Source organism: Candidatus Tisiphia endosymbiont of Parasteatoda lunata (genome assembly GCF_964030955.1).
Taxonomy (GTDB): Bacteria; Pseudomonadota; Alphaproteobacteria; order Rickettsiales; family Rickettsiaceae; genus Tisiphia.
Genome location: NZ_OZ035003.1, coordinates 1,046,658 through 1,073,061, shown reverse-complemented (window position 1 = coordinate 1,073,061; position 26,404 = coordinate 1,046,658). Strand labels below are relative to the sequence as shown.

General features: G+C 33.1%; 31 protein-coding genes and 4 pseudogenes. 19 read left to right on the top strand and 16 right to left on the bottom strand.

Going from position 1 to position 26,404, the window contains the following annotated elements; genetic code table 11:
- Nucleotides 1–16: 16 nt before the first annotated feature.
- From AAHN00_RS06690 to AAHN00_RS06675, 4 genes and pseudogenes are all read right to left on the bottom strand, one after another.
- Nucleotides 17–631: pseudogene (locus AAHN00_RS06690) on the bottom strand (septal ring lytic transglycosylase RlpA family protein); the annotation flags it as partial.
- 72 nt (nucleotides 632–703) lie between these two features.
- Nucleotides 704–1,306, bottom strand: a complete 603-nt coding sequence (locus AAHN00_RS06685; RefSeq protein ID WP_410521420.1) for a BON domain-containing protein — start codon at nucleotides 1,304–1,306, stop codon at nucleotides 704–706.
- Between the two features lie 588 nt (nucleotides 1,307–1,894).
- Nucleotides 1,895–2,422 (bottom strand): GNAT family N-acetyltransferase, encoded by a 528-nt coding sequence (locus tag AAHN00_RS06680; RefSeq protein WP_341755914.1) that lies wholly within the window; start codon nucleotides 2,420–2,422, stop codon nucleotides 1,895–1,897.
- Between the two features lie 3 nt (nucleotides 2,423–2,425).
- On the bottom strand, nucleotides 2,426–2,962 hold the full coding sequence (locus AAHN00_RS06675) for a GNAT family N-acetyltransferase (RefSeq protein WP_342272477.1): 537 nt from the start codon (nucleotides 2,960–2,962) through the stop codon (nucleotides 2,426–2,428).
- 102 nt (nucleotides 2,963–3,064) lie between these two features.
- On the opposite strand from AAHN00_RS06675, the gene AAHN00_RS06670 reads away from it, so the two are divergent.
- The 8 genes and pseudogenes from AAHN00_RS06670 to AAHN00_RS06635 all read left to right on the top strand — a co-directional run.
- Complete coding sequence (locus AAHN00_RS06670; RefSeq protein ID WP_342272476.1) at nucleotides 3,065–3,514, top strand: helix-turn-helix domain-containing protein; 450 nt, start codon at nucleotides 3,065–3,067, stop codon at nucleotides 3,512–3,514.
- Nucleotides 3,508–3,711, top strand: coding sequence for a hypothetical protein (locus AAHN00_RS06665; RefSeq protein WP_342272475.1), 204 nt, complete (start codon nucleotides 3,508–3,510; stop codon nucleotides 3,709–3,711). The genes AAHN00_RS06670 and AAHN00_RS06665 overlap by 7 nt, the downstream gene beginning before the upstream one ends.
- Nucleotides 3,620–4,030 carry a transposase gene (locus AAHN00_RS06660; RefSeq protein WP_342272474.1) on the top strand — a complete coding sequence of 137 codons (411 nt, stop codon included), beginning with the start codon at nucleotides 3,620–3,622 and terminating at the stop codon, nucleotides 4,028–4,030. The genes AAHN00_RS06665 and AAHN00_RS06660 overlap by 92 nt, the downstream gene beginning before the upstream one ends.
- Nucleotides 4,031–4,219: 189 nt before the next feature.
- On the top strand, nucleotides 4,220–4,423 hold the full coding sequence (locus tag AAHN00_RS06655; protein WP_342270887.1) for a hypothetical protein: 204 nt from the start codon (nucleotides 4,220–4,222) through the stop codon (nucleotides 4,421–4,423).
- On the top strand, nucleotides 4,326–5,354 hold the full coding sequence (locus AAHN00_RS06650; protein WP_342272601.1) for an IS5 family transposase: 1,029 nt from the start codon (nucleotides 4,326–4,328) through the stop codon (nucleotides 5,352–5,354). The genes AAHN00_RS06655 and AAHN00_RS06650 overlap by 98 nt, the downstream gene beginning before the upstream one ends.
- 50 nt (nucleotides 5,355–5,404) lie before the next feature.
- The gene (locus AAHN00_RS06645) at nucleotides 5,405–5,695 is read left to right on the top strand and encodes a transposase (RefSeq protein ID WP_342270937.1); all 291 of its coding nucleotides are present in this window, start codon (nucleotides 5,405–5,407) and stop codon (nucleotides 5,693–5,695) included.
- Nucleotides 5,653–6,555 carry an IS3 family transposase gene (locus AAHN00_RS06640; protein WP_342272567.1) on the top strand — a complete coding sequence of 301 codons (903 nt, stop codon included), beginning with the start codon at nucleotides 5,653–5,655 and terminating at the stop codon, nucleotides 6,553–6,555. The genes AAHN00_RS06645 and AAHN00_RS06640 overlap by 43 nt, the downstream gene beginning before the upstream one ends.
- A gap of 102 nt (nucleotides 6,556–6,657) precedes the next feature.
- Nucleotides 6,658–6,801: pseudogene (locus AAHN00_RS06635) on the top strand (IS5/IS1182 family transposase); the annotation flags it as partial.
- A gap of 310 nt (nucleotides 6,802–7,111) precedes the next feature.
- Here the strand turns inward: AAHN00_RS06635 and AAHN00_RS06630 are convergent.
- From AAHN00_RS06630 to AAHN00_RS06600, 7 genes are all read right to left on the bottom strand, one after another.
- Nucleotides 7,112–7,249: a hypothetical protein gene (locus tag AAHN00_RS06630; RefSeq protein ID WP_342272473.1), complete on the bottom strand. Its 138-nt coding sequence runs from the start codon at nucleotides 7,247–7,249 to the stop codon at nucleotides 7,112–7,114.
- Nucleotides 7,250–7,413: 164 nt separating this feature from the next.
- Nucleotides 7,414–7,863 carry a transposase gene (locus AAHN00_RS06625; RefSeq protein WP_342271848.1) on the bottom strand — a complete coding sequence of 150 codons (450 nt, stop codon included), beginning with the start codon at nucleotides 7,861–7,863 and terminating at the stop codon, nucleotides 7,414–7,416.
- Nucleotides 7,790–7,975 (bottom strand): hypothetical protein, encoded by a 186-nt coding sequence (locus AAHN00_RS06620; protein WP_342271847.1) that lies wholly within the window; start codon nucleotides 7,973–7,975, stop codon nucleotides 7,790–7,792. Before AAHN00_RS06620 ends, AAHN00_RS06625 begins: the two co-directional genes overlap by 74 nt.
- Entirely contained in the window at nucleotides 7,969–8,124 is a 156-nt protein-coding gene (locus AAHN00_RS06615; protein ID WP_342272472.1) for a winged helix-turn-helix domain-containing protein, read from the bottom strand. The genes AAHN00_RS06620 and AAHN00_RS06615 overlap by 7 nt, the downstream gene beginning before the upstream one ends.
- Nucleotides 8,088–8,369 (bottom strand): helix-turn-helix domain-containing protein, encoded by a 282-nt coding sequence (locus AAHN00_RS06610; protein ID WP_342272471.1) that lies wholly within the window; start codon nucleotides 8,367–8,369, stop codon nucleotides 8,088–8,090. Before AAHN00_RS06610 ends, AAHN00_RS06615 begins: the two co-directional genes overlap by 37 nt.
- The gene (locus AAHN00_RS06605; protein ID WP_342272470.1) at nucleotides 8,351–9,262 is read right to left on the bottom strand and encodes a DUF4158 domain-containing protein; all 912 of its coding nucleotides are present in this window, start codon (nucleotides 9,260–9,262) and stop codon (nucleotides 8,351–8,353) included. The genes AAHN00_RS06610 and AAHN00_RS06605 overlap by 19 nt, the downstream gene beginning before the upstream one ends.
- Nucleotides 9,263–9,349: 87 nt before the next feature.
- A complete protein-coding gene (locus AAHN00_RS06600; RefSeq protein WP_342270912.1) occupies nucleotides 9,350–10,534 on the bottom strand; it encodes an IS3 family transposase in 1,185 nt (394 codons plus the stop codon).
- Between the two features lie 544 nt (nucleotides 10,535–11,078).
- On the opposite strand from AAHN00_RS06600, the gene AAHN00_RS06595 reads away from it, so the two are divergent.
- Both AAHN00_RS06595 and AAHN00_RS06590 read left to right on the top strand, forming a co-directional pair.
- Entirely contained in the window at nucleotides 11,079–11,276 is a 198-nt protein-coding gene (locus AAHN00_RS06595) for a hypothetical protein (protein ID WP_342272469.1), read from the top strand.
- An 81-nt stretch (nucleotides 11,277–11,357) separates the two neighbouring features.
- Entirely contained in the window at nucleotides 11,358–11,780 is a 423-nt protein-coding gene (locus AAHN00_RS06590; RefSeq protein ID WP_342272468.1) for a Tn3 family transposase, read from the top strand.
- Here AAHN00_RS06590 and AAHN00_RS06585 read toward each other — a convergent pair.
- Complete coding sequence (locus AAHN00_RS06585) at nucleotides 11,777–12,757, bottom strand: transposase (RefSeq protein ID WP_342271025.1); 981 nt, start codon at nucleotides 12,755–12,757, stop codon at nucleotides 11,777–11,779. The two genes, AAHN00_RS06590 and AAHN00_RS06585, sit on opposite strands and share 4 nt — an antisense overlap.
- Nucleotides 12,758–12,819: 62 nt before the next feature.
- Here AAHN00_RS06585 and AAHN00_RS06580 point away from each other — a divergent pair.
- Nucleotides 12,820–13,125: pseudogene (locus AAHN00_RS06580) on the top strand (Tn3 family transposase); the annotation flags it as partial.
- A gap of 109 nt (nucleotides 13,126–13,234) precedes the next feature.
- On the opposite strand, the gene AAHN00_RS06575 reads toward AAHN00_RS06580, so the two are convergent.
- A complete protein-coding gene (locus tag AAHN00_RS06575) occupies nucleotides 13,235–14,305 on the bottom strand; it encodes an IS256 family transposase (protein ID WP_342272467.1) in 1,071 nt (356 codons plus the stop codon).
- Nucleotides 14,306–14,460: 155 nt separating this feature from the next.
- On the opposite strand from AAHN00_RS06575, the gene AAHN00_RS06570 reads away from it, so the two are divergent.
- The 8 genes from AAHN00_RS06570 (at nucleotide 14,461) to nuoE (ending at nucleotide 20,794) form a co-directional block, all read left to right on the top strand.
- Nucleotides 14,461–14,685, top strand: coding sequence for a hypothetical protein (locus AAHN00_RS06570; protein WP_342272006.1), 225 nt, complete (start codon nucleotides 14,461–14,463; stop codon nucleotides 14,683–14,685).
- A 36-nt stretch (nucleotides 14,686–14,721) separates the two neighbouring features.
- Nucleotides 14,722–14,883: a hypothetical protein gene (locus AAHN00_RS06565; RefSeq protein ID WP_342272466.1), complete on the top strand. Its 162-nt coding sequence runs from the start codon at nucleotides 14,722–14,724 to the stop codon at nucleotides 14,881–14,883.
- An 87-nt stretch (nucleotides 14,884–14,970) separates the two neighbouring features.
- Nucleotides 14,971–15,951, top strand: coding sequence for a transposase (locus AAHN00_RS06560; RefSeq protein ID WP_342271025.1), 981 nt, complete (start codon nucleotides 14,971–14,973; stop codon nucleotides 15,949–15,951).
- Nucleotides 15,952–16,663: 712 nt separating this feature from the next.
- Nucleotides 16,664–17,509, top strand: coding sequence for a HEPN domain-containing protein (locus AAHN00_RS06555; protein WP_342272465.1), 846 nt, complete (start codon nucleotides 16,664–16,666; stop codon nucleotides 17,507–17,509).
- Between the two features lie 526 nt (nucleotides 17,510–18,035).
- Nucleotides 18,036–18,632, top strand: a complete 597-nt coding sequence (lspA, locus tag AAHN00_RS06550) for a signal peptidase II (protein ID WP_410521436.1) — start codon at nucleotides 18,036–18,038, stop codon at nucleotides 18,630–18,632.
- An 11-nt stretch (nucleotides 18,633–18,643) separates the two neighbouring features.
- Nucleotides 18,644–19,027: a hypothetical protein gene (locus AAHN00_RS06545; RefSeq protein WP_375331771.1), complete on the top strand. Its 384-nt coding sequence runs from the start codon at nucleotides 18,644–18,646 to the stop codon at nucleotides 19,025–19,027.
- 97 nt (nucleotides 19,028–19,124) lie between these two features.
- Entirely contained in the window at nucleotides 19,125–20,300 is a 1,176-nt protein-coding gene (nuoD, locus tag AAHN00_RS06540) for an NADH dehydrogenase (quinone) subunit D (RefSeq protein ID WP_342272464.1), read from the top strand.
- Nucleotides 20,297–20,794 carry an NADH-quinone oxidoreductase subunit NuoE gene (gene nuoE / locus AAHN00_RS06535; RefSeq protein ID WP_341755736.1) on the top strand — a complete coding sequence of 166 codons (498 nt, stop codon included), beginning with the start codon at nucleotides 20,297–20,299 and terminating at the stop codon, nucleotides 20,792–20,794. The genes nuoD and nuoE overlap by 4 nt, the downstream gene beginning before the upstream one ends.
- A 657-nt stretch (nucleotides 20,795–21,451) precedes the next feature.
- Here the strand turns inward: nuoE and AAHN00_RS06530 are convergent.
- From AAHN00_RS06530 to AAHN00_RS06520, 3 genes and pseudogenes are all read right to left on the bottom strand, one after another.
- Nucleotides 21,452–22,774, bottom strand: a complete 1,323-nt coding sequence (locus AAHN00_RS06530) for an IS5 family transposase (RefSeq protein WP_342272463.1) — start codon at nucleotides 22,772–22,774, stop codon at nucleotides 21,452–21,454.
- Nucleotides 22,775–23,106: 332 nt separating this feature from the next.
- A complete protein-coding gene (locus tag AAHN00_RS06525) occupies nucleotides 23,107–25,380 on the bottom strand; it encodes a Tn3 family transposase (RefSeq protein ID WP_342272599.1) in 2,274 nt (757 codons plus the stop codon).
- A gap of 288 nt (nucleotides 25,381–25,668) precedes the next feature.
- A pseudogene (locus tag AAHN00_RS06520) lies at nucleotides 25,669–26,334 on the bottom strand (IS110 family transposase); the annotation flags it as partial.
- Nucleotides 26,335–26,404 lie beyond the last annotated feature (70 nt).

Here is a 26,404-nt window from a genome sequence, read left to right as displayed (position 1 = left end):
TATAATACAAAAATCATCAAGGGTTAACTGCCAATTTATGTTTTAGATTTACTAATTTAATATGACAATTAACGCTACATTTAGGATTGGCTACTTTCTTTTTTGCAATACAATTTTCCTTAGGCTTTAAAGCAATATTATTCAAAAATTCTTTAGTCTCCTTATGCATATATTGTACTCTAACCTTTGCTGTACCTTGTTTTTTAAATCCTAAAATTTCAGCAGATTTTTCTGAAACATCTATAATACGGTTCTTTTTAAAAGGACCGCGATCATTAACCATAAGAATAAGAGATTTATTATTACTTAAGTTAGTCACTTTAACCAAACTAGGTAATGGCAAACTAGGATGGGCTGCACTTAGCATATGTTTATTATATGTATCACCATTTGCTGTTTTTTTCCCATGAAATTTATGCTTAGAACCATACCAAGACGCTACACCTACTTGGTTGCAATTAATATCTTCCTTAGGCTTATAAGTCTTACCTTTGATAGTATATTTTTTGCCTATCTTATAATGCCCCTTATAATGAACATTTTTAGGATCTTCCTGCGATAATTTACGATATAGACTAGGCTTAGTAGAGCAAGAGCTAAGCCCTATACAATAAACTAGCAACAAAAGAATATATCTAAGTTTCACTTTCATTTATATCATATTTAACCTGAATTTGATATGACAAGTTATATCGAATTGAGGTTATTTATTATCATTTTCTTCAGTTTCTTTTATTTTAACATGACAGACAACCCTTGCCACACCATTAATCTGGGAAGCAATAGAAGTAACTTTTTCTAATTCTTCCTCAGACCTTGCTATACCAAATATATATACTATATCATTCACTGTAACAATGGTATAATTTACCCATTTTATATCTCGGTTAACAAAAGTTCTAGCCTTGATCTGGCTAGTAATCATAGCATCTTTAGTATATTGCACTAAGTCAAAATGATCACTTTTTTTATCTATTATTAGTTCGTTAATAACTTCACGAACTCCTTGTTCACCCCACACAATTTCTACAGCTTTTAATGCATCTTCTTTTTTGTCTATGATGCCAGTCAGTAGTACCCTACCCTGATTTACCTCAACCTTAATCTTAGTATATAATTCCCTGAAATTATTTTTTATAAAAGAAGCTTTGATTTTTGTAGCTATTTTTACGTCATCAATTGTCTCCGCAATTGATTGATCTTTTGCAACTGCAAGAGTAGAGGTAGTTGCTGCAGTAAAAACAGCTGGCAGACAACCTGTAAGCATGAAAGATAAGATTATAATAATAAAGTTAATTCTATACATAACCATCCTTAAATCTACTAATTTAACCTCAAATATCGATGTAAGACATCGGTTTAATGACCTAAGATGTCATTCCCACGTAGTCACGCGAATTTGGGATAAGAATTAGACTTACTGCATAAGTCAATCTAGTTGGTGATTTTGTCGTCGAAACTCGCCTCCGCTCCTCACGTACGTCTGTGTACGCGAAGGTAGCCGGCTTCGTTTCTCCTAAAAATCCCTCAACTATCTTTGATTTATGCAGTAAGTCTAATTCTTATCCCGAATTGGAGTAGGTTAATTTAAAGTCAGTAATATTCGTGCCTTAAGATAACCCCAGGTTAAAATAAAGCCTCTAAATAGTTTATTATAATACAATTCATAATAAACACAACTGATTTCCATTGTTTTAAGTTAGATTTGGGGAGTATACCCATAATGATTTGAAGAATGGAAACAACAAACAAGAGGCGGGCGAACGCAAGTATTACCATTTAATACGTGAATCCATGATATTAAAAAAATAATTATTTAAAGCAGCAGAGTATTACGAAAAAACTCACAAGACTGATCAAACTACAGCTAAAGTAACATGATTCATTCCTGTAATCACATAATTCTTCCCACATACCATTCAGAAGCTACAGTTAAGCCCATGCTTTTAAGGAAATTACGTTTGGGTTCGTCATATGCACCACAAACGACAAGAAACTGAGTAGCATTTTTAGTTTTTGCGAGTTTCTTGATTTCCTTAATCAATTTCTGACCAATAGAATTCCAATCGTGTTTACTTTCCACACAAAAATCATCGATCATAAGGGTTAGTCCACCCGGGTTATAGACTTTTGGTGCTGACATTAATCTACCGATGATGAAACCTAATATTTTTTCTTTGTAAACTGCAGCTAGCATAATGTGATCGTCTAACCTCAATAACTCTTCGAACCATTGCTTTTGAGATTTCTCAGCTTCAGGACCGGCATATTTCCAAAACTGTGGCTGAACTTTTTCATAAGCACGACGCTTTTTATATGACAGAGCGACAAATGATGAGATGTCAGTAGTTTCAGCAAGCCGGATTAAAATATTTTCCTGAAACTTTACTGTATTCTTTATTTTGGTATTAATTTGTACCATTGATTACAATCGCTTTACTAAAAAATGTGTTTTGCGTCCAGCAAATACACCATCTCCTTCCATAATAAAATCATCGATATATTTAAATCCTGCCTTTTCATAAACATGTCTAGCCCTTGGATTTGTGACATCTGGATCGATAAAAAAAGTATCAACTTGGCTATCATAACTACTTCTAATAAAATCAATAAATACTTCTAAAGTCTTTGCCCCTAATCCTTTGCCAAAATAGGCTATATTACCAATGGTATAATCCATGCTATAGGTGTGACCATGCTTTGAAAGATAAGCTTTTTTGAGTAGTGCTATAGAATATTCCTGCTTTTCTTGTAGTGTCATGACCAAGCAATAAGGTTCGTTATAGATACACCCAATCCAATATGTGTATAGACCATCTGCGTAACTTGAAGGTTTTATACGACCGTTGATGAAATTTAAAATATCATCTTTATGTTCTTGGCTATTATCCCAAAATTCCTGAACATGGGGTTCTTTTAACCAGTTAAAAATAGTGTCTTTATGACTTAATACCAATTGCAATAATTAACGCAGTGTTATAAAATGGGTTTTTAACTGATAAAAGGTAATCAAATAGCTAGGTTAATATTACCGCAAGGTTTTGAAGGTCATGATTTTATAAAAATGATGAAACATGAGCCGCATGGTCGAAATCGTATACGTTTATTGGCGATGTATCACCTTCAATTAGGCAAATCTTTTAAAGCCATATTTGCAATAGTGAAGTCACAGTGGAAAACTATGCAATCATGGCTCAGAAGATTTAGGAATCATGGTTTTGAAGGATTATTTGAATCACAAAGAAGCGGTGCCCCTAGGAAGATTAACACTATACAAGAGTCTGCTCTTTTTGATAAAATCAATACGCTCAGTGAAAGTAAAACTGGTGGGTATATAACTGGAAAGGAGTTACATATCATGTTATTTGAGGAATATGGTGCTAAATGTGCTTTAAAAACAGTCTACAATACTATGCACCGCCTTGGTTTTAGCTGGATTACTTCTCGTTCAATGCATCCAAAGTCAAATCAAGAGACTCAAAATACATATAAAAAAACTTTCCAGATATGTTAACAGAATTATTAGCAAAAAATATCGATAGATGTAAAGTTGATATATGGTCTCAGGATGAAACTCGAGTTGGGCAACAAGGTAGCTTAACTCGTATATGGGCTAAGCGTGGCACTAGACCCCGTAAAGTTCGGCAACAGCAATTCATTAGAAGCTTTTGCATTAATTTTACCATATGCAAACACACAGGCAATGAATAAATTCTTAGAAGACCTTTCTCGCAGTATTCAAGGCAACCGACATATAGCTTTACTAACGGATAATGCAGGTTGGCACACAGCCAAAAAACTAACTGTGCCAAGCAATATCACTTTGATACCGCTTCCGCCCTATGCACCGGAACTTAATGCAATGGAACAAGTTTGGGAATGGATCAAGAATCATTACTTGTCTAACCAATGTTATGGTGTATATGAAGATATCGTCACTATGGCTTGTTACGCTTGGAATCAACTTGCTCATAATGTAGATTTAGTAAAATCAATTATGTATAGAGACTGGATAAATACACCGTGTTAATTAGTCTGTCCGGCAAAACTCTATAAGTCTTATAGATAATAGGGTTTAATGGCAGAAAATAATAAAGAAATCCATAAGAAAATGTTAAAATATGCTAGTTAACCACTCTGCACTGCAAGTGCAGAGCTTAATATTACGGCATGAATGCCTCATGTATGTACTAACTTAAAAGTTAGAAACTATTTGTGTATGGCTCATTTAGAAAGTGTCACAACACAAAAAAATATATCTGTGAAGTGTAAGATTTTGTTAAAAAATATCCTATCTTTTCTTGATAAGATATTTAAAATTTATGTTGAAACGACGCACTGCAAGTGCGGGGTTTTTCTCCCAAAGTGGGACAATAAATTGGTCTGGTCTAGAAGAATGGTTATCAAAAAATGTTTCTATTAAGAGATTTGGTAGAAATAGAAAATGTCATAGAGTGATGCTTGGTGTAACGATGCTACAAGCAATGTATAATTTTTCAGATTCATTAGCAGAGGAAGAACTAAAAGAAAACATGTATTGGCAATATTTCTGTGGGTGGGAATATATAGAAACAGATATAGCGATGTCGGAAACTAGCATAAGAAGATTTCGTAATTTATTAGGTGAATCTGGATATAACGAGATATTAGCAGAGTTGATAAGAGTTGGAATAAGAACTAACACAATTAAAAAAAAAGATTTGGAATTGATAATTGCTGATACAACGGTACAAATTAAGAATATCAAGCACCCACATGATGTTTATTTAATGGATAAAGCTAGGCTTAGTATTGTGAAGCTTTGCCAAAGTTTGGGTATAAGTTTAAACGAAACCTACGCTAGAACCTATAAGCGAGATATAATAAAGCTCTGGAAGTATAAAGAGCATAGCAAAGCCAAGAAGCGTTGGAAAATAATGAAGCATTTAAAAACGTTACTTGGTCGTTTGGTTAGAATATGTGAGCGTGAGATAAAAAATCAGAAATTAAACTTATCTATCAGAGATCAAGAAGTATTGAAAAAAGTAAAACAAATACATAGCCAATCTGTTTTAAAAAGAGAAGAGAAAAAGCAATACAAAGAACAGAATAAAATATTGTATAGTTTTCATGCCCCTGAGGTAGAGTGTATAGTGAAGGGAAAACGAAACAAGCCATATGAGTTTGGCAATAAAGTTGCGGTAGTAGTCAGTGGTCGTAGAAATTTTGTACTGTCAGCAAAATCGTTTCATAATAATCCTTATGATGGTCATACATTGCAGCAGAGTTTTGAAGCGGTAGAAAATGTAACTGGAATAAAGATAAAAAAATCGTTTGTTGATCTTGGTTATACTGGCAGCATGATGTGGTTATAGTTTTCCGGACAGTTAATAGGAGACAATATTAACAGAAAGGAAGTACAAAAATGACTAATAGCAAACCAAAGGTTTATCCGGCTGAATTTAAAGAGTCAGCAGTTAAATTAGCAATTGAGTCCAAGCGACCTGTGTCACAAACAGCTAAAGAGTTAGGTATTACTAGAAATACTCTATATACTTGGGTAGATAAATATTCCAAACCTAAAGAATCAATAATGCGAACAGATGAACATCTCTATGATGAATTAAAAAGATTAAAGAAAGATTTAGCTAGGGTAACGCAGGAGCGTGATCTATTAAAAAAGGCTGCCGCGTACTTTGCGAAAGAGTCCCAATAAAGTACGCATGGATAAAGAAGCATAAAGGTGATTTTTCAACTGCGATTATGTGCAAATTTATGAAAGTATCACGTAGTGGCTATTATGAATGGTTAACTACCCCTGAATGCAATAGGGACAAAGAAGATAATGCTTTAACCTGTAAGATTAAAACAATTTTTCAAGAAGGTAGAAGGAATTATGGATCTAGACCCATTAAAAAGGAACTATCTAGACACGGTATAATTGTTAGTCGGAAGCGGATTGCAAGGCTAATGAATGAAGCTGGTTTAGTATGTAAAAGCAAACATAAATTTAAAGCAACTACTGATTCTAGTCATAATAAGCAAGTTGCTCCTAATTTATTGGATAGAAAGTTCAAGGTCTATGCTGCTAATTGTTATTGGGTTGGGGACATCACATATGTTCCAACTGAAGAAGGTTGGCTGTACTTAGCAACCGTTATTGATCTATTTTCTAGGAAAATTATAGGGTGGTCAATGAATAGTAACATGAAAGCTGATTTAGTTAATAATGCTCTGCTAATGGCAATATGGCAACGTAAACCACCTAAAGGACTTATTTGGCATACTGATAGAGGTAGTCAATATTGTTCTGATAGCCATTCAAAACTTACAAAACAACATGGTATTATACAGAGTATGAGCGGTAAAGGAAATTGTTGGGATAATGCTGTTGCTGAAAGCTTTTTTCACACTATAAAAACAGAACTAATTTATCAATATAAATTTAAAACTAGGGAGGAAGCAAAATATGCCATATTTGAATATATAGAAGTATTTTATAATCGTATAAGGATGCATTCAACTAATGACTATCTATCACCTGTACAATACGAGAAAATGCAAAAATGTGCCTAAACAAACTGTCCGGAAAACTGTTGACAGATCAGCAATGTTCAAGAGAAGAGTAAGGTATATACCCCAAAAACTCGGAAAAAGTTATTGAAAGAAGACAAGTGTATGATCAGGAGACGCAGTGCTATAGAACCAATAATAGGGCATTTGAAACAATATGGCAGGATGGGCAGAAACTTCTTGAAGGGTGTGATAGGAGATGTGATCAATCCAATAATCTCTGCTATAGGTTTGAATTTACGATGTATTGCCAATCATTTACACATCATGCCTAACTCTACATAAAAAAATTATCATTAAAAAACTTGCTAAACGATTAAAAAAAATCGTTAACAATAAGCTCATGTAAAAATTTTACTAAAACAGAAATTTTTCAATAAAATTGAAAACAATTTTTAATTTTAGTGCAAATATTAGAATTTTTTTTGTAAAAATTTTATTCAATCATAGATTATGGGGGGCTTTAAATATTTTTGGCGGACGGACTAATTATTGCAATTGGTATAAGTTAGCTTTTTCAAAATGAATATTCATAACATATCCTGTAACAAGGTTTATCTTATTTTTTCTTGGCTATAACTTCATAATAATGATCAATTTTTCTATCCTCTGATGCCTTATAGCCAAGTTGTTCCATGAGAGGCAACATGCAAGAGAGGTCCTCCATTGCACAGTAACGAATTTTGATATTACTCATAAATCTCCTCCTCACAACTAACCTGAGGTTAACTTAGTTCACATATAGACCATAATTGACTTTGTCCGATTGGTGGACTGTGAAAAATAGCAGAACAATTTTTAAGATGTATAATTGGCCATCCTAAAAGTCTTTGGATAGCATAATAATACCAATTGCAATAATTAACACGGTGTATTTATCCAGTCTCTATACATAATTGATTTTACTAAATCTACATTATGAGCAAGTTGATTCCAAGCGTAACAAGCCATAGTGACGATATCTTCATATACACCATAACATTGGTTAGACAAGTAATGATTCTTGATCCATTCCCAAACTTGTTCCATTGCATTAAGTTCCGGTGCATAGGGCGGAAGCGGTATCAAAGTGATATTGCTTGGCACAGTTAGTTTTTTGGCTGTGTGCCAACCTGCATTATCCGTTAGTAAAGCTATATGTCGGTTGCCTTGAATACTGCGAGAAAGGTCTTCTAAGAATTTATTCATTGCCTGTGTGTTTGCATATGGTAAAATTAATGCAAAAGCTTCTCCTGTATCATGGCAAGCAGCTCCATAAATATATGTTGAAATTGAATTGCTGTTGCCGAACTTTACGGGGTCTAGTGCCACGCTTAGCCCATATACGAGTTAAGCTACCTTGTTGCCCAACTCGAGTTTCATCCTGAGACCATATATCAACTTTACATCTATCGATATTTTTTGGTAATAATTCTGTTAACATATCTGGAAAGTTTTTTTATATGTATTTTGAGTCTCTTGATTTGACTTTGGATGCATTGAACGAGAAGTAATCCAGCTAAAACCAAGGCGGTGCATAGTATTGTAGACTGTTTTTAACGCATATTTAGCACCATATTCCTCAAGTAACATGATATGTAGTTCCTTTCCAGTATATACCCACCAGTTTTACTTTCACTGAGCGTATTGATTTTATCAAAAAGAGCAGACTCTTGTATAGTGTTAATCTTCCTAGGGGCACCGCTTCTTTGTGATTCAAATAATCCTTCAAAACCATGATTCCTAAATCTTCTGAGCCATGATTGCACAGTTTTCCAGTGTGACTTCACTATTGCAGATATGGCTTTAAAAGATTTGCCTAATTGAAGGTGATACATCGCCAATAAACGGTTATTAATTCACAACGAACATGACAAAATATTGCCATAGTGGAATAACAAATTTGTGGCTGGTGTTTTCTAATCTCACTTGGCAATTCAGCACAAATCCTAGTGTAATATTTTTTCTTAAGTTTTCTTGGAACTGAGTTTAATTTCTCAGGTAAACTCAATCTTCTTAACCACTTAAGCTTATCTATTTCGTTACTGACATTTTTTAATTTAGCTCCGGCTATATCTTTCTTTAGACAGCTTAATGTTATTATTGCTAACCTACTTTCCTCACTATCCTCCTTGTTTTGCTCCTCATTATCACTGATTTCATCACTCTTAGGTAATAACTCATTTATTAACTTTATTGTGGCAATAGATAACTGCTTAGAAATGTCCAAGAAAAACTTTCGCTCAAATCTAGAACATGCCGTAGCAATATAACGATCTAACTGCCTTGGTTTAAATGGTTCTAATCTCTGATTGCCACAAAATTGATAGGCTTGCTCTAATATTTGCGGTAATGTTGGAACTTGTGGTAAGCTGTGTTCTATTAGCCAATCAATTAACTTTTTACTATCCTCTATATTAGCTTTTCGATAGTCTAATAATAACCGAATTTCTTGACGAAATCGTTTTGAACTTCTGTTATGCCAATCATAATTATCAAGATTCATATCACAGCAATCTAGTTGCATAGCCAGGCTATTAATCATCGTTTGCTGGATAACATCGCTAGGAGTTGGATATCGTCCTTCTACTTGAAAAAACTTGAGCATTACAGCAAATGCTAATCTATTTTCTTTAGTATTCTTACTACTAGCTAAAATAATTTCCTCACTATCTAACGTAAAAAAAACATCGCTACCAAGAATATTATTTTCGGATAAATTATTTTGCATTTATAGTCACCTTTTTGGTTAAAAGAAACTGGACTGATTTTTCAAGACAAATTTTTCACTAATTTTGTTTCCCATTTTACATAATTTTTAAGCTGCATTTTGTAAGTAATCAAGATACACGTTCATCGGTTTTTTATAACCAATACTTGAATGGAATCTTTGATTGTTATATTTATCCATGTATTTATCAATACCATCTTTAAGTTCTGCGATATTTTTAAAATCATTTATAAATATACAATTATATTTTAAAGTTCTAAAAAATCTTTCAATCACAATATTATCAATGCTTCTACCCTTACCGTTCATTGAGATTTGTATATTATTCTCTTTTAGAATTCCCGTATGCTCATGTCCAGTATATTGACTACCCTGATCACTATTGAATATTTGTGGTGCAGGGTATTTATTCAGTGCATCTTTTAATACATCGGTTACAAGTGATGCATCCATAGAATTAGATACTTTATAACTTAGTATTGCCTTACTATGCCAATCTATAATCGCCACAAGATACATAAATCCTCCGTTAGTTCTAATATAAGTAATGTCACCACTCCACACTTGATTAACATAAGGTACATGAATAGTTCTATTCGTTCCTGATTTGTGCCAGTACGGCTCAAGCAAATAGCTATAAATTTTATGTTGACCATCCTTCACAGAAGTAGATTGCTTTTTATGAGGATGAATAGCTTCTATACCCATTATTCCCATATATTTAAGCACCCTATCTCTGCCCACATTAAAGCCGTCTTCCAATAATTGTTTGTATATATAACGATAACCATACTCAGGGTTATCCGTATATATTTCATCTATTCTATTTAAAATATCAAGATTATATAAGCTCATTACTTTAGCTTTATAATATACTCCAGATCTGCTTATCTTTAATAGTTCACATTGCCTTGTCTTTGCTAACGTACTCAGCTTGGGGTCGACAAGACTTTTCTTATTTGATAAGTCCAAGCTGTTTAGCTTTCCCACCGCCCAGTCCCTCTCGACTGTAGCCTTACCTAATGCTTTTGCAAGTTCATCGTTTTGATTCTTAAGTTCACTAATCTGCCCTTTGTACTCACTAACAGCTTTTGCTGGCTCAAATGCCAATGACGCATTATCTAAAAATTGTCGTTTCCAGTTTTGCATAGTTTTAGCCGTTACTTCATATTTGACCGATAACTGACCTATTGTTGATTCTTCTTTTAACATCTCTAATACTATTTTAGTTTTTGCTTCTGCACTAAAATTTTTAATTTGTTTTTTACCCATTTGTTTCTCTTTAATTTTATTTATTATTCTATACTTATTGAGAAACAAAAATACCTGCTTCTTTGTCTAATTTTTTCAGTCCATTATAAAACCCCCAGCTTCAGCTGGGAAAGACTTCAGTCCTTGTTCTAATATTTCAATTCACTATAACTTGAATATATGATATTTTAATATACATAAGAGCAAGCTCTTATGTATATTAAAATATCATATATGACAGATTATAACAAGACTAGCCACACTGTATTTTACCATCGCTTTCATGTTGTTTGGATCACTAAATATCGCTACAAAAGTATTGCAGGGTAACTTATAAGAATTAGGATCAGAGAGACAGCACAGGCATTAGTAATATCTCTTTAGAGTAATAGCGACTTCCAGTCTAGATATCAACCCACCAGCTTCAGCTGGTTGTTATTGAGATATTTTCAATCCATACGTAAATTTATTTATGATCACCAAATTCAACTAATATGGGGTCAAACTCTTCTGAATTAAAATCATCCCTTAGGCATTTCATACGTTCTTCGTATTCTTGCAGTCTATGGTAATAGAAGAACAGGAGGAGAACACTGGAAACAATGCAGACAATGAAATAAAAGATGTAACTAAAGCTAAAAATGTTAGAATCAACCGCTTTAATTATGAAGTGGCAATTTTAGAGCTATTGCATGATTTACTAGATTGTAAGCAAATATGGATTAAGGGTGCGTATCGTTACCGTGATCCAGAAGAGGATTGACCCAAAGATTTTGACTATAATGCTGAATATTATTACAAAAAACTTGGATTACCAAAAGATGGTAACGAATTCATCCAATCATTGCGAGATACTTTAGATCAGCATTTACAGCAATTTAATAATAGTATCGGGGATAACCATAAGGTAAAAATCATTGTTCCGAAGAATAGCACTAATGGACATATTAAGTTAACACCATACGATGCTCAAATTGAACCTAGTAATCTGATAACATTACAAGTAATTAATAAACGTTGGGGAGCAATAAACTTAATTGATATCCTAAAAGAAACAGACTTGCGTATTGGTTTTACCAACCATTTTCAGACAGTTGCTGCTAGGGGCAACATCAGCCAATCTAAATTACTGAAACGCTTACTACTATCTTTATATGCTATTGGTAGTAATACTGGATTAAAACGTATTAGTAGTGCTCATGAAGATACAAATTATTCAGATTTACGTTATATTAAGAGGAGATATATCCAGGAGTTTCGCAGTTAGCAAAATTGCGAATCAGCTAAAAGGCATCTAATGTTGTTCTGAATTGATGTTTTTATAACTTCCCAAGTTTGTTGATATAAAGTAATTTTTTCATTTATCCTCCTTTTGTTCATATCGAGCCAAGCAAATACGGCAAGGCAAATATGATTTCTCTGAGCTCGACCCGTGCGTGCCTGACAGCGTTCAATACCACAAGTTTGTTTTAATTCTCGATGATAAACTTCTATAGACCACCGTGCCTTAACAATTTTCTCTATTTGTTCACGTGTTGGATTTTCTAAGTTAGTTGTTATGTAATCAATGCGACCATTTTTTGCCACAAACTTAAATACCGTAACCCAACCGTATCCACGTAGGTGAATTTTTAGTCCCTCATCAGGAATCTCTAAACTTTCTAAGCTAACATTATGATTAACTTTTCTATTTTTTCTTAGGTTACTAACCCATGTCCAACCTAAATTACGTATATGTTTCAAATTCTCCAAACCGCTATACCACGCATCCATTACTACTGCATCAGGATTGATCCCTCTTTCCTTAGCTAAAGTAAGCATATCACAAAAATGCTCATTCTTTGTTTTTCCATCAGTTTCTTTATCATATATTCTATAATCTACAGGGGTAGATTGATCAGTTTTAGCATTGTAATGCAGTAAGTTGACCATCCCTATACCAGGTATAACATCATGTACAGCTCCAGAATATTGATAATGTACAAGCTCAATTTTCTTACTGTATTGCTTTGACAATAACGTGTCATCTCCCACTAATAAACAAGAAGCTTCCCTATCAATATATTTTGACACTTCTCTGTAGATCCCGCTAGGGCGGAAATCCTTACTATTTAACCATCGACTTGCACTATCATGAGATAGGTTTATTGGACTTACTTCAGATAATGCTTTACCACTATATCTTACGCTACTTGCTTGTAAAAATGATTTATATAAGTCTTTGCTACATTTTGATCTTGCCATGCTTAACTAAAACTCTTTCTTGCTAGATTAACATATTTTTTGCTAAGTGCGAAACTCCTGATATCAATACAGCTAATGTTAGGGAAGCGATAGTTGAGGTTGTTAATGCAATTTTAGAAACAAGAGATTCAAGGATTTGGGGTTTTGCTACAACTGGTTGTGCTTGTGATTCAACTAAGGTAAGTAGCTGGGATCAAAATTTAATGACTGAGTGGCATACACGCTACAAAGGACGTGGAGTGATGATTTATTGGCATGTCGATCAAAATTCCACCTGTATCTATTCCCAACTAAAAACTTGTTCTTCTTCAGAAGTAAGTAGCATGATTAAAGGAGTTCTTGATCATTGTACTAAAATGGATATGCAAAAAACTAATACCAATTGCAATAATTAACACGGTGTATTTATCCAGTCTCTATACATAATTGATTTTACTAAGAGCCTTTCTAATTAAGTGTGTAAATTTTTCATAGGGCTTAAATTCTACCTTCAAATTTTATCAAAAAGTGAGCCATAGCTGCGTTCCAGTTTGGAATCGGCATAACCCATTTCTTGGTCATATAATCAATTGCCAAATACAAGGTCTTAAAAACGGCATTATCATTTGGAAAAACCCGTTTATTCTTAGTAACCTTACGTAATTGGCTATTGACAGATTCTACACTATTAGTTGTGTATATTACTTTCCTTATCGCCTCAGGGTATCCTAGAAAAACCATTAAATTTTCCCAATGAACATACCAAGATTTAGCAATTTGTGGATACTGTTTACTCCATTTAGCTTCAAAAGATTCTAAAGCAAGATGTGCTTCTTCCTCTGTGCTAGCAGTATATATAGGCTTTAAATCAGCCGCTAATTCTTTTCGGTCTTTATATGATACATATTTTAAACTATTTCTAATCTGATGTACAATACATAATTGATGTTCGGTTTTCGGAAAAACTGCTTCTATTGCCTCAGACATACCGGTTAAATTATCACTGCAAGCAATAAGCATGTCTTGCATACCTCTGTTCTTCATCTCAGTAAAATTACCAAGCCAAAATTTCGCTCCTTCATTTTCACTGATCCACAATCCTAAAATATCCTTCCTTCCAGATAAATCAATACCTAATGCTACATATACAGACTTATTGATAATTCGTTTATCTTGACGTACTTTTACTACTAAACAGTCAAAAAATACTATAGCATATACTCGATCCAATGGTCGGCTTTGCCATATCTTGACATCCTCAATTACATCATCAGTAATTTGACTTATCAAACTTTCGCTAACGTCAGCTCCATACAATTCTTGCATTTGAATCTTAATATCAGATAAGCTCATTCCTTTAGCGTATAATGATATTATTTTATCATCAAATCCTTCAATACGTCTTTGACGCTTCGGAATTAATGCAGGTTCAAATGTACTACTTCTATCCCTTGGAACCTCAATCTCTACAACTCCATTATTTGTTACTAGATTCTTTACATTCCTACCATTACGAACATTATCACTATCAGTATGACAATATTTATCATATCCTAAATGATTATTCATCTCTGACTGCAATGCCTTCTCTACAAGCCGTTTGGTTAATTGTTTTAGTTAACCACTCTGCACTGCAAGTGCAGAGCTTAATATTACGGCATGAATGCCTAATTTATGTACTAACTTAAAAGTTAGAAACTATTTGTGTATGGCTCATTTAGAAAGTGTCACAACACAAAAAGAATATATCTGTGAAGTGTAAGATTTTGTTAAAAAATATCTGTATGATTCATTCTTATCTTTTCTTGATAAGATATTTAAAATTTATGTTGAAACGACGCACTGCAAGTGCGGGGTTTTTCTCCCAAAGTGGGACAGTTAACCACTCTGCACTGCAAGTGCAGAGCTTAATATTACGGCATGAATGCCTCATGTATGTACTAACTTAAAAGTTAGAAACTATTTGTGTATGGCTCATTTAGAAAGTGTCACAACACAAAAAGAATATATCTGTGAAGTGTAAGATTTTGTTAAAAAATATCTTATCTTATCTTTTCTTGATAAGATATTTAAAATTTATGTTGAAACGACGCACTGCAAGTGCGGGGTTTTTCTCCCAAAGTGGGACAATAAACCATCCTCTTTAAGTAATGTTGATATATCTGTATCATTATCAGGAGTTTCGCACTTAGCAAAAAATATGTTAATCTAGCAAGAAAGAGTTTTAGTTAAGCATGGCAAGATCAAAATGTAGCAAAGACTTATATAAATCATTTTTACAAGCAAGTAGCGTAAGATATAGTGGTAAAGCATTATCTGAAGTAAGTCCAATAAACCTATCTCATGATAGTGCAAGTCGATGGTTAAATAGTAAGGATTTCCGCCCTAGCGGGATCTACAGAGAAGTGTCAAAATATATTGATAGGGAAGCTTCTTGTTTATTAGTGGGAGATGACACGTTATTGTCAAAGCAATACAGTAAGAAAATTGAGCTTGTACATTATCAATATTCTGGAGCTGTACATGATGTTATACCTGGTATAGGGATGGTCAACTTACTGCATTACAATGCTAAAACTGATCAATCTACCCCTGTAGATTATAGAATATATGATAAAGAAACTGATGGAAAAACAAAGAATGAGCATTTTTGTGATATGCTTACTTTAGCTAAGGAAAGAGGGATCAATCCTGATGCAGTAGTAATGGATGCGTGGTATAGCGGTTTGGAGAATTTGAAACATATACGTAATTTAGGTTGGACATGGGTTAGTAACCTAAGAAAAAATAGAAAAGTTAATCATAATGTTAGCTTAGAAAGTTTAGAGATTCCTGATGAGGGACTAAAAATTCACCTACGTGGATACGGTTGGGTTACGGTATTTAAGTTTGTAGCAAAAAATGGTCGCATTGATTACATAACAACTAACTTAGAAAATCCAACACGTGAACAAATAGAGAAAATTGTTAAGGCACGGTGGTCTATAGAAGTTTATCATCGAGAATTAAAACAAACTTGTGGTATTGAACGCTGTCAGGCACGCACGGGTCGAGCTCAGAGAAATCATATTTGCCTTGCCGTATTTGCTTGGCTCGATATGAACAAAAGGAGGATAAATGAAAAAATTACTTTATATCAACAAACTTGGGAAGTTATAAAAACATCAATTCAGAACAACATTAGATGCCTTTTAGCTGATTCGCAATTTTGCTAACTGCGAAACTCCTGATTATTTATTAATAAATCTATCGCTTGATTCATTGCTTCATTTTGTTTTTGGTGCATTATAATTTCTCCTTTTGTTATATTATATTTTTATATAACCTTTGAAAAATTTACACACTTATTTGTACAGAGCCGAAGTATAGTAATTTATGCGAATTTGGGATAACATCTAGGCTACCTCATGTCTTGTATACTACTCCCGCGAATTTGGGATAAGAATTAGTTAATTCTTATCCTGAATTCTTATGTTATTGTTACTGATTATGACACATATAACAACTATTGATTATAATCATAAATTATTTTTACAATTTACGATTAAATTGTTGTTGATTATTTAAATATTTGGTATATAGTTGATCTAGGCTCAATAACAACCAGCTGAAGCTGGTGGGTTGATATCTAGACTGGAAGTCGCTATTACTCTAAAGAGATATTACTAACGCCTGTGCATTATCTCTCTGATCCTAACTCTTAGGTTACCCTGCAGTATTTTATAGCGATATTTAGTGATTCAAACAACATTAAAGCGATGGTAAAATACAGTGTGGCTAGTCTTGTTAAAATATCATATGTTCAAGTTATAGTGAATTGAAATATTAGAACAAGGACTAAAGTCTTTCCCAGCTGAAGCTGGGGGTTTTAACCAAAAAGGTGACTATAAAAAAATAGCTTTAACTACCTTACCTGATCGCTCACTAGTGATTAAAGAAAAACTAGATAATATTATTAAAGAAATCCTATATGTAGGCAAATCAAAAATAGCAATGATTATCTTATTTGGCTCTTATGCTAGAGGAGATTGGGTAGAGGATATAGAGAAGGTAGGGGATATTAGTTATTATAAGTATCAAAGTGATTTTGACCTTTTGTTGATTTTAAAGAACGGAGAATATGCCGGCTATCCAGCTATAAACCTACAACATAAGATAGAGAATAGGCTAGGTAAAAAATTCTCATTAGATGAAAAACCACCAATTACTCTGATACTTGAACCTATTAAACTGGTAAATAGGCAACTGGAAAAGGGGCAGTATTTCTTTAGTGATATCAAGAAAGAGGGCATTCTTTTATATAATAGTGGTGAATTTATACTATCTGAAGCTAAGGAACTATCATGGAAGGAACGTAGACCAATAGCTGAGAAAGATTACAAATATTGGTTTAAAAAAGCTAAGGACTTTCTATTGCTTGCTCATTTGTGTTTGGATATAGAACAATTGAATAATGCAGCCTTTATGCTTCACCAAGCTACCGAGAGCTTTTATAATGCTATCCTGTTAGTTTTTACTGGTTACAAGGCAAAGTCACATGATATACTGGGACTTGGCGATAGGGCTAGAAGTCATCATTACGATCTCTATAAGATATTTCCACATGAGACTCCTGAGCAAGAAGAGTGCTTTACGTTACTGCGAAATGCTTATGTTGATGCAAGGTATGATCAAGATTATACAATTAGTAAAGAACAATTACTTTACCTTATTAACCGCGTAGAGGAATTAAAGATAGTGACTGAAAAGATATGTCTAGAAAGGATTAGTTAACCACTCTGCACTGCAAGTGCAGAGCTTAATATTACGGCATGAATGCCTCATGTATGTACTAACTTAAAAGTTAGAAACTATTTGTGTATGGTTCATTTAAAAAGTGTCACAACACAAAAAGAATATATCTGTGAAGTGTAAGATTTTGTTAAAAAAATATCTTATCTTTTCTTGATAAGATATTTAAAATTTATGTTGAAACGACGCACTGCAAGTGCGGGGTTTTTCTCCCAAAGTGGGACAATAAAATAGAAGTATACTCAAATGATTTGAAGAATTGGATTTGAAAATGAATGGTGAGCATGCGAATCCATGATATTTTCAAAAAACAATTCGTAGGAGCAGAAGAGTATACTTCTCGTAAATGAAGAGTTGGGTAGACAATAGTATAATTTCAAGAAGAGCTAGGCAGTAGCAAAGTCGAGCGGCGTAGCGTACATGAGTAACGGAGCAGCGGGTATCTTTAGACATGACGACGCCAATTCTTGAAGTTCACCGAGTATATAATCAAAAATTAAATTCTAATATGCGTATACCATCAATATTTAAGAAAATATTACTAATTATTCGCCAAAGTAGTCGTATAATTGTTAAATTAGTAATTATAGATCAATTAGTAAAATGGTATCTTATAGGTTATCTAAGAGGTAAAGCTGGTCTAACGCTAGAAATAACCAGCTTTTTAGATATGGTTTATATTTGGAATTATGGAATTAGTTTTGGAATACTTCGAAATTATTACCAGTATAGTAATATGCTTTTTATAGTTGTTAACTCTGCCCTTATAGCATATTTGTGGTATATCTTATTAAAATGTAAGACAATGCCAAGCTTTGTTGGTTGTAGTTTTTTCATTGGTGGTGCTATTGGTAATTTGATCGACCGTTTTGTTCATGGGGCGGTATTTGATTTTATTTATTTTCACTATAAAGATTTTGGTTTTCCGGTATTTAATCTAGCAGATAGTTTCATTTCATTAGGTGCAATATTCTTATTACATGATTATTATAAGACCAAGAAAATTGTTGCACAACAACAAGATGTTGAATATAATCACGCTCGATTGCAAACTGAAGCGGATAGGATTCGTGAGCTTGATTCTAAGAAAAATATAAATTTATAAAGAGGATTGATATGTACTCAAATGATTTGGAGGATGGGGAAAACAAACAAGGGATAAGCGAACGCAAACAGTACAATAAGGTACGTGAGTACGCGAATACCCAGCAAGTATTTGCAAAAACCAATTCTTTAAAGCAGAAGAGTATGCGTATAATTTTTTTGTTATTTACTACCTTAGTAACACTGTCTGCCTGCAATAAAAAAGTAAAAGAAACAATAGGTATAGTGACACCTGGCCCTGATGAATATAGGGTACAACGCAATAAAACCTTAGAAGTTCCCCCTCACTATGAATTGCCTTCTATCGAAGAAAAAGATACAAAGAGCCACAAAATTCATTCTCCAAAAAATCTCAATGATGGAGAGCAAGCTTTAATAGATGACATGGAAAAATAATGCTATTATTTTAATATTATATAATTTTTTCACTTAGTGGACAAAAATTTTGATATATACTCGATTAAAATCAACAATTGCCGGAGTCTAAAACAAGGTGAGTGATAATAATAAAAGTGTTGTGTTAAATTTTGGTCCACAACATCCAGCTACCCATGGGGTATTAAGATTAATTTTAGAAATGGATGGTGAGGTTATCAATAAAGCAGACCCGCATATTGGACTGCTGCATCGTGGTACTGAAAAATTAATTGAGCATAAAACATACCTACAAGCTATACCATATTTTGATCGGTTAGATTACGTATCGCCAATGTGCCAAGAACACGCTTTTGCCTTAGCAGTTGAAGGATTGCTTGGCTGCAACGTGCCAAGACGAGCAGGGTTTATTCGAGTGATGTTTTCTGAGCTTACTCGTATCCTGAATCACATACTGAATATAACAACACAAGCCCTAGATGTTGGTGCTACTACCCCCCTATTATGGTTATTTGAGGAACGCGAAAAAATTATGGAATTTTATGAGCGTGTCTCCGGCTCTAGAATGCATGCAAATTATTTTAGACCTGGTGGGGTTGCACAGGACTTACCAAATGGTATACTAGAAGATATAAATATTTTTGTTCAGCAATTCTCAAAAAAACTAGAAGACGTCGAGACTCTGTTAAATGACAATAGAATTTGGAAACAACGCTTAGTAGATATCGGAGTAGTAAGTCAAAAAGAAGCTATGGAGTGGGGGTTTTCTGGTCCAATGCTTAGAGGTTCAGGCATCGCATGGGATCTCAGAAAAACCAATCCGTATGATGTATATGATGAACTAGATTTTGATATACCAATTGGCAAAAATGGTGATTGTTATGATAGGTATTTGGTGCGTATTGAAGAAATGTACCAATCGCTTAAAATTATACAGCAATGTCTTGAAAAAATGCCAAAGGGTGCTATTAAAACCGATGATCCTAGAATTGCACCACCCTCAAGAGAAAAAATGAAAGAATCGATGGAAGCAATGATTAATCATTTTAAACTTTACACTGAAGGATATGATGTGCCAAAAGGCGAAATATATAAATTTGTTGAAGCACCAAAAGGCGAGTTTGGTGTGTATTTATATTCTGATGGAACAAACAGACCTTATAGATGCCGGATTAAAGCCCCTGGGTTTGCCCATCTCCAAGGTCTAGATTTCATGTCAAAAGGACATTTGATGGCAGATGTGGTAACTATTATTGCCAGTCTTGATATTGTTTTTGGAGAAATTGATCGATGAATGATGAACCACTAAATTTCAGTTTTAATGATGAGAACTTAAAAAAAGCCCAAAATATCATTAAGAAATATCCTGAAAACAAACAAAAGAGTGCTATTCTGCCATTACTTGACCTTGCACAACGCCAAATGAATGGTTGGTTACCAAGAGGCTGCATAGAGTATGTAGCAAATTTTCTAAATTTACCTTTCATCCGAGCATATGAAGTTGCAACATTTTATACCATGTTTAATCTAAAGCCAGTAGGACGATATCATATACAAATTTGTGGGACTACTCCTTGTTGGCTAAGGGGTAGCGATAAAATTGTAACTATTTGTAAAAAAAAACTTGGTATTAACTTTGGTGAACTAACAAGTGATAAAAAATTTAGCCTTACAGAAGTTGAATGTTTGGGAGCTTGTGTCAATGCACCAGTTGTACAAATTAATGATGATTTCTTTGAGGATTTGGACGAAGAAAGAATGGCTAAGTTAATTGATAGCCTTACTTAATAGACTTGCTGCATAAATCAAAGATAGTTGAGGGATTTTTAGGAGAAACGAAGCCGGCTACCTTCGCGTACAAAGACGTACGTGAGGAGTGGAGGCGAGTTTCGACGACAAAATCACCAACTAGATTGAGTTATGCAGCAAGTCTAATATTTACAAAACATAAAGGAGTTTATTATGACAAATAATTTTTTAACAGATCAATTTTCATACGGAATTATCATGGGTTATTATGGACCAATCTGGTCCAATGAAGCGCTTAACGATTATGCTGATTTTTTGTGTTCAGTATGGCGGAGTGTTAGGGAACGTGCGATGAAGTGCCACTTTGGCAAAATATACTAAAAAATGTTGCAATTTACAAAGTGCCGAATATAATTCGGTGATAGAATAGCACTAAAAAGCAAATAAATTATTTTTATAATAGAACGCATTTATAAGCTTGCAAAATTATTGCTAGTCCGTCCGCCAAAAATATTTAAAGCCCCCCATAATCTATGATTGAATAAAATTTTTACAAAAAAAATTCTAATATTTGCACTAAAATTAAAAATTGTTTTCAATTTTATTGAAAAATTTCTATTTTAGTAAAATTTTTACATGAGCTTATTGTTAACGATTTTTTTTAATCGTTTAGCAAGTTTTTTAATGATAATTTTTTTATGTAGAGTTAGGCATGATGTGTAAATGATTGGCAATACATCGTAAATTCAAACCTATAGCAGAGATTATTGGATTGATCACATCTCCTATCACACCCTTCAAGAAGTTTCTGCCCATCCTGCCATATTGTTTTAAATGCCCTATTATTGGTTCTATAGCACTGCGTCTCCTGATCATACACTTGTCTTCTTTCAATAACTTTTTCCGAGTTTTTGGGGTATATACCTTACTCTTCTCTTTAACATTGCTGCCAGTATAACCAAGATCAACAAACGATTTTTTTATCTTTATTCCAGTTACATTTTCTACCGCTTCAAAACTCTGCTGCAATGTATGACCATCATAAGGATTATTATGAAACGATTTTGCTGACAGTACAAAATTTCTACGACCACTGACTACTACCGCAACTTTATTGCCAAACTCATATGGCTTGTTTCGTTTTCCCTTCCCTATACACTCTACCTCAGGGGCATGAAAACTATACAATATTTTATTCTGTTCTTTGTATTGCTTTTTCTCTTCTCTTTTTAAAACAGATTGGCTATGTATTTGTTTTACTTTTTTCAATACTTCTTGATCTCTGATAGATAAGTTTAATTTCTGATTTTTTATCTCACGCTCACATATTCTAACCAAACGACCAAGTAACGTTTTTAAATGCTTCATTATTTTCCAACGCTTCTTGGCTTTGCTATGCTCTTTATACTTCCAGAGCTTTATTATATCTCGCTTATAGGTTCTAGCGTAGGTTTCGTTTAAACTTATACCCAAACTTTGGCAAAGCTTCACAATACTAAGCCTAGCTTTATCCATTAAATAAACATCATGTGGGTGCTGGATATTCTTAATTTGTACCGTTGTATCAGCAATTATCAATTTCAAATCTTTTTTTTTAATTGTGTTATTTCTTATTCCAACTCTTATCAACTCTGCTAATATCTCGTTATATCCAGATTCACCTAATAAATTACGAAATCTTCTTATGCTAGTTTCCGACATCGCTATATCTGTTTCTATATATTCCCACCCACAGAAATATTGCCAATACATGTTTTCTTTTAGTTCTTCCTCTGCTAATGAATCTGAAAAATTATACATTGCTTGTAGCATCGTTACACCAAGCATCACTCTATGACATTTTCTATTTCTACCAAATCTCTTAATAGAAACATTTTTTGATAACCATTCTTCTAGACCAGACCAATTTATTAATTCTCTTAATTTATATAGCTTATTATTTGAGTTTAATTCTTCTTTTAATTTATAACCAAAAAGTTTTCCTTGTTTTTGTGATTTGATAATATTTTCTATTGGCATATTGACTGAAATCCATAAGGTTTATTAGCATATTTTAACATTTTCTTATGGATTTCTTTATTATTTTCTGCCATTAAACCCTATTATCTATAAGACTTATAGAGTTTTGCCGGACAGACTATAAAATCTTTCCATAAAATAAAAAATACAAATTTGAGAATTTGTTCTGTAGAGCTGTGATAATCAAGGTTACCATATTATAATATTCTGTAAAAGAATCTTTTTATTGTAAGTATCTATTTTTTAATAAAAAATAGTAAATTTTTGCTTATTGGAGATTCTTTATAAATTACCCTAGTTCATTTTCCTATTAAACTTTCCATAAAAGGATATTATCTTCTAATCAAACTTTTATTAATTACATATTCTCCATATAAAATTACATTATCCCATCCGATAGGACTAATATGCCTTAATAAAGATAAATCTAATCCTTTTGCTTCTGAACCATATTCACTAAGAATACTAGTAATCTCCTTAGCTTGCCAATACACAATGCAAGCCATAATCAAGGTTAAACAGTTACAGCAATTTCGTTGGGCTGTTAAATCTCTAGCTGTAATCGTACCTCTGTTCCCATAACCAACATCCCTAGCAAGTTGATGCATCTCCTCCCCCTTTAGCAACCCTCTATGTCTTCTTTTCCTCTTATCGGGATCTATCATATTCTGTAAAGTGTTCTCGGTTTTTAGAATTCTACCTAAGTGTATATTGGCATTATAAAACTCGTTTTTATAATTTAGAGATAGTAATCTCTTTAAGGCTACTGATGCTGTAATATGCCCAAAAGCAATAGAAGCATAAAAATGTGCCATTCTATCCCATTGTCCAGTAATTGCCGATATCCTTATATTGCTTTCTTTATGGGTTAATAATGGAGTAAGTACACCATAATCCTTATTTTTATCAATCTTAAATATCCGATGATTTTGGATAGATTTGATTCTAGGATTAAACTTGAGTCCTGAAAATTCAAAAGCTGCAAATATGATAAAAGATGCTGCTCTTGTGTCAGTATAATGTTCTTCTATATTTAAATCACTCTCATTATTTACTATACCATCTAATACGTAAGCAGCCTCCCCTTCATTACATTCAATAGGTTGGCTATGTAAGGGGGCATAATTGTCAGCAACAAACGTATAAAAGGCAAGAGCAAAATCTCCAAATCTTAAACTATATCCTTGTTGTAAAACCTTTTCCTGAAATAAAACTAAGTGTGCGTCACTGCTAGAAGTTTTACCTTCCCCCCAATTCTTACTAATACCCAAACAAGATATAGCATTTACAATCCATGCTAAAACTATTCGTTGTGCGTCATCAGTAAGTTGCCAATCTGTTATATTTTTAATTTGCTGATAAGAAATCCCATTTACTAACTGTGACATAACATATGATCCTATATTACAGCCATGAGCCATAATAGTTATGATGATATTAGATATATCTTCTATAAGACGTTGTTTCTTCTTATTGGGTAACATAAAAACTTCACTAAACTGCAGCTCATTATCAACTTCTACTAATAGATCCGGTAATTTTATTTTTCGCATATGTGAGAAAATCCAGTTCTTTAATAATTTTAAATCTTCTTCTTGCTTTTTAGTTAACTTATCAGCTGAATCTGTAGATAATGACCATTTACCGTCTATTACTTTAGCGTACTTATTATGTTTAGCACTTTCTAAATACTGATCATATGCCATGTTCAATCTTTCAGTCAAATATGGGATAGCTTCTTTAGGGTTTTGTGGCAACTTGCTTTTGGCAAAAAAAGCCTCTCTTGTATGTACCCATTGCTCATCAGATATAAAAAAATCTTGGAATTTACAAAAACGCTTACTATTCTTAACTGAAATATTATTATTCTTTATCTCATTCTTTATATTAAAAAGTAAAGCACACTCCCAAGCATGCCTGTTTATTTGATTACCGTTGATAATATGCTTCCTCAATTTTCTTGGTATGAAATTAACAGGTGTATCTATATCTAATTTACGTTTATTATTAAGATTAAGTTCCTTTAAAACATTCGCTGCTTCTATTACATCAGATTGATGCTTACTTTCAGGCTGCAAATTTAAATTCGCTATAACATGTGGTGAAAATTGCCGGAAGTAGCTATATTTATTAGTTATACTATGAAATATCTGACTAGATTTACTTTTTAATATTATGTCTACTGGTTTGTCATGCTCAAATTCTTTAGAAAATTTCTTAAAAATTACATTACGTAAATCAATATCAGGAATAGTTGGGTCTTTTATGGTAACTTTGAGTTTTTCGTAACTCTTTAAAGCTTGCCTGACATCTTCTTCCTTTTGTTGAATTTGTTTATTAACTTTTGCTTTTGCTCTATTGGTAGATTGATTCAAAAGTTTAATATATGTTTCAATCAGAAAATCTGTAATATCTTGATAAATCTGATGCAAAAAACAGATTAATGCTGCCACACGATGCGTAGTTTCCAATGCTCGTATTCGATTTACTGAATATATCCTTATTTCTCTAGCAAATATCTTTTGGTAATTGTTATTTATGTCAGATAACTTTATGTTTAGTACATTGGTATCTTTTATTATGTATGGACCTACCCAACAATGCAAGAAAAAAATAATATATAACAGCAAAAAAATCGAATGCAGTCATGTATCCGGCTTATAGACAATAAATCAAGCAATTTATCCTATAGCCCTGATGGAATTCGCTGGCTTACAAACTTATACTTATTATTTTATCGACTTATAAATAGCCCTTAGCTAAATCAGTTTTTTTGTAAGCTAAGGTTCGTCTTATTTACCATCAATATTATCATTCTTCGCATATTCCGGATTGGAATTTGTTAAACTTCTATTACCTATAATGTCATTTCATCAATTATTTGGAGTAGTTTTTTAACTACAAACTTTACTCTCGGTATAATCATCACCTGAACTAAGTAATGCAAATACCACCCTTGCTAGCTTATTAGCTACCGCGACAACTGTTTTATTATGACCGTTTCTCTCAGATAAATTAAACATCCACTCAGTAAACTTGCTATAATCTTTTTTAGATTTTTGTTCTTCCGTGGTAAATCTTATCTTGCTATTCAGAATGGATCTTGCCCCTTGAATTAACAAAGTACGTAAATAGATATCACCTCTTTTACTAATAGCAAGCAACTTATTTTTGCCACCACTAGAGTGTTGCCTTGGCACTAATCCCAACCATGCTGATAATTGCCTACCATTTTCAAAACAACTAGCATTACCTATTGAGGCTATTAAGGCTGTGGCAGTTATTAAACCTATACCTGGTATCATCATTAGTTGTTGGTGATTACTATACTGGCTAGCTATGATTTTTAATCGTTGTTCTAGCTCTTTTATTTTTTTATCATTTTCTACAAATTCTTCTTTTAACTCACTAAATGTTTGGTAGCTTAGCTTACTTAAATCCCCTTCGTCTAAAATCTCAGTTAATTTTGTTATAATCTTATTGATTCCTTGCGGAATAGTAAAACCAAATTCATATAATAGCCCTCTAATCTCATTAGCAAGTGCAGTACGATTTTTTACCAATCACTGTCTTACCCTATGAGTTAACCACTCTGCACTGCAAGTGCAGAGCTTAATATTACGGCATGAA

What these genes read in the sequence shown, in the direction of transcription:
- AAHN00_RS06600 (WP_342270912.1), bottom strand. Translation starts at nt 10,534, where the DNA reads ATGGGTAAAAAACAAATTAAAAATTTTAGTGCAGAAGCAAAAACTAAA.
- AAHN00_RS06575 (WP_342272467.1), bottom strand. Translation starts at nt 14,305, where the DNA reads ATGAATAATCATTTAGGATATGATAAATATTGTCATACTGATAGTGAT.
- AAHN00_RS06545 (WP_375331771.1), top strand. Translation starts at nt 18,644, where the DNA reads ATGTACTCAAATGATTTGGAGGATGGGGAAAACAAACAAGGGATAAGC.
- AAHN00_RS06615 (WP_342272472.1), bottom strand. Translation starts at nt 8,124, where the DNA reads ATGTTACTTGAGGAATATGGTGCTAAATATGCGTTAAAAACAGTCTAC.
- AAHN00_RS06680 (WP_341755914.1), bottom strand. Translation starts at nt 2,422, where the DNA reads ATGGTACAAATTAATACCAAAATAAAGAATACAGTAAAGTTTCAGGAA.
- lspA (WP_410521436.1), top strand. Translation starts at nt 18,036, where the DNA reads ATGCGTATACCATCAATATTTAAGAAAATATTACTAATTATTCGCCAA.
- AAHN00_RS06620 (WP_342271847.1), bottom strand. Translation starts at nt 7,975, where the DNA reads ATGTTAACAGAATTATTACCAAAAAATATCGATAGATGTAAAGTTGAT.
- AAHN00_RS06670 (WP_342272476.1), top strand. Translation starts at nt 3,065, where the DNA reads ATGATGAAACATGAGCCGCATGGTCGAAATCGTATACGTTTATTGGCG.
- nuoE (WP_341755736.1), top strand. Translation starts at nt 20,297, where the DNA reads ATGAATGATGAACCACTAAATTTCAGTTTTAATGATGAGAACTTAAAA.
- AAHN00_RS06630 (WP_342272473.1), bottom strand. Translation starts at nt 7,249, where the DNA reads ATGAGTAATATCAAAATTCGTTACTGTGCAATGGAGGACCTCTCTTGC.
- AAHN00_RS06655 (WP_342270887.1), top strand. Translation starts at nt 4,220, where the DNA reads ATGGCTCATTTAGAAAGTGTCACAACACAAAAAAATATATCTGTGAAG.
- AAHN00_RS06645 (WP_342270937.1), top strand. Translation starts at nt 5,405, where the DNA reads ATGACTAATAGCAAACCAAAGGTTTATCCGGCTGAATTTAAAGAGTCA.
- AAHN00_RS06685 (WP_410521420.1), bottom strand. Translation starts at nt 1,306, where the DNA reads ATGTATAGAATTAACTTTATTATTATAATCTTATCTTTCATGCTTACA.
- AAHN00_RS06560 (WP_342271025.1), top strand. Translation starts at nt 14,971, where the DNA reads ATGGCAAGATCAAAATGTAGCAAAGACTTATATAAATCATTTTTACAA.
- AAHN00_RS06595 (WP_342272469.1), top strand. Translation starts at nt 11,079, where the DNA reads ATGGTAATAGAAGAACAGGAGGAGAACACTGGAAACAATGCAGACAAT.
- AAHN00_RS06610 (WP_342272471.1), bottom strand. Translation starts at nt 8,369, where the DNA reads ATGTATCACCTTCAATTAGGCAAATCTTTTAAAGCCATATCTGCAATA.
- AAHN00_RS06605 (WP_342272470.1), bottom strand. Translation starts at nt 9,262, where the DNA reads ATGCAAAATAATTTATCCGAAAATAATATTCTTGGTAGCGATGTTTTT.
- AAHN00_RS06665 (WP_342272475.1), top strand. Translation starts at nt 3,508, where the DNA reads ATGTTAACAGAATTATTAGCAAAAAATATCGATAGATGTAAAGTTGAT.
- AAHN00_RS06585 (WP_342271025.1), bottom strand. Translation starts at nt 12,757, where the DNA reads ATGGCAAGATCAAAATGTAGCAAAGACTTATATAAATCATTTTTACAA.
- AAHN00_RS06530 (WP_342272463.1), bottom strand. Translation starts at nt 22,774, where the DNA reads ATGCCAATAGAAAATATTATCAAATCACAAAAACAAGGAAAACTTTTT.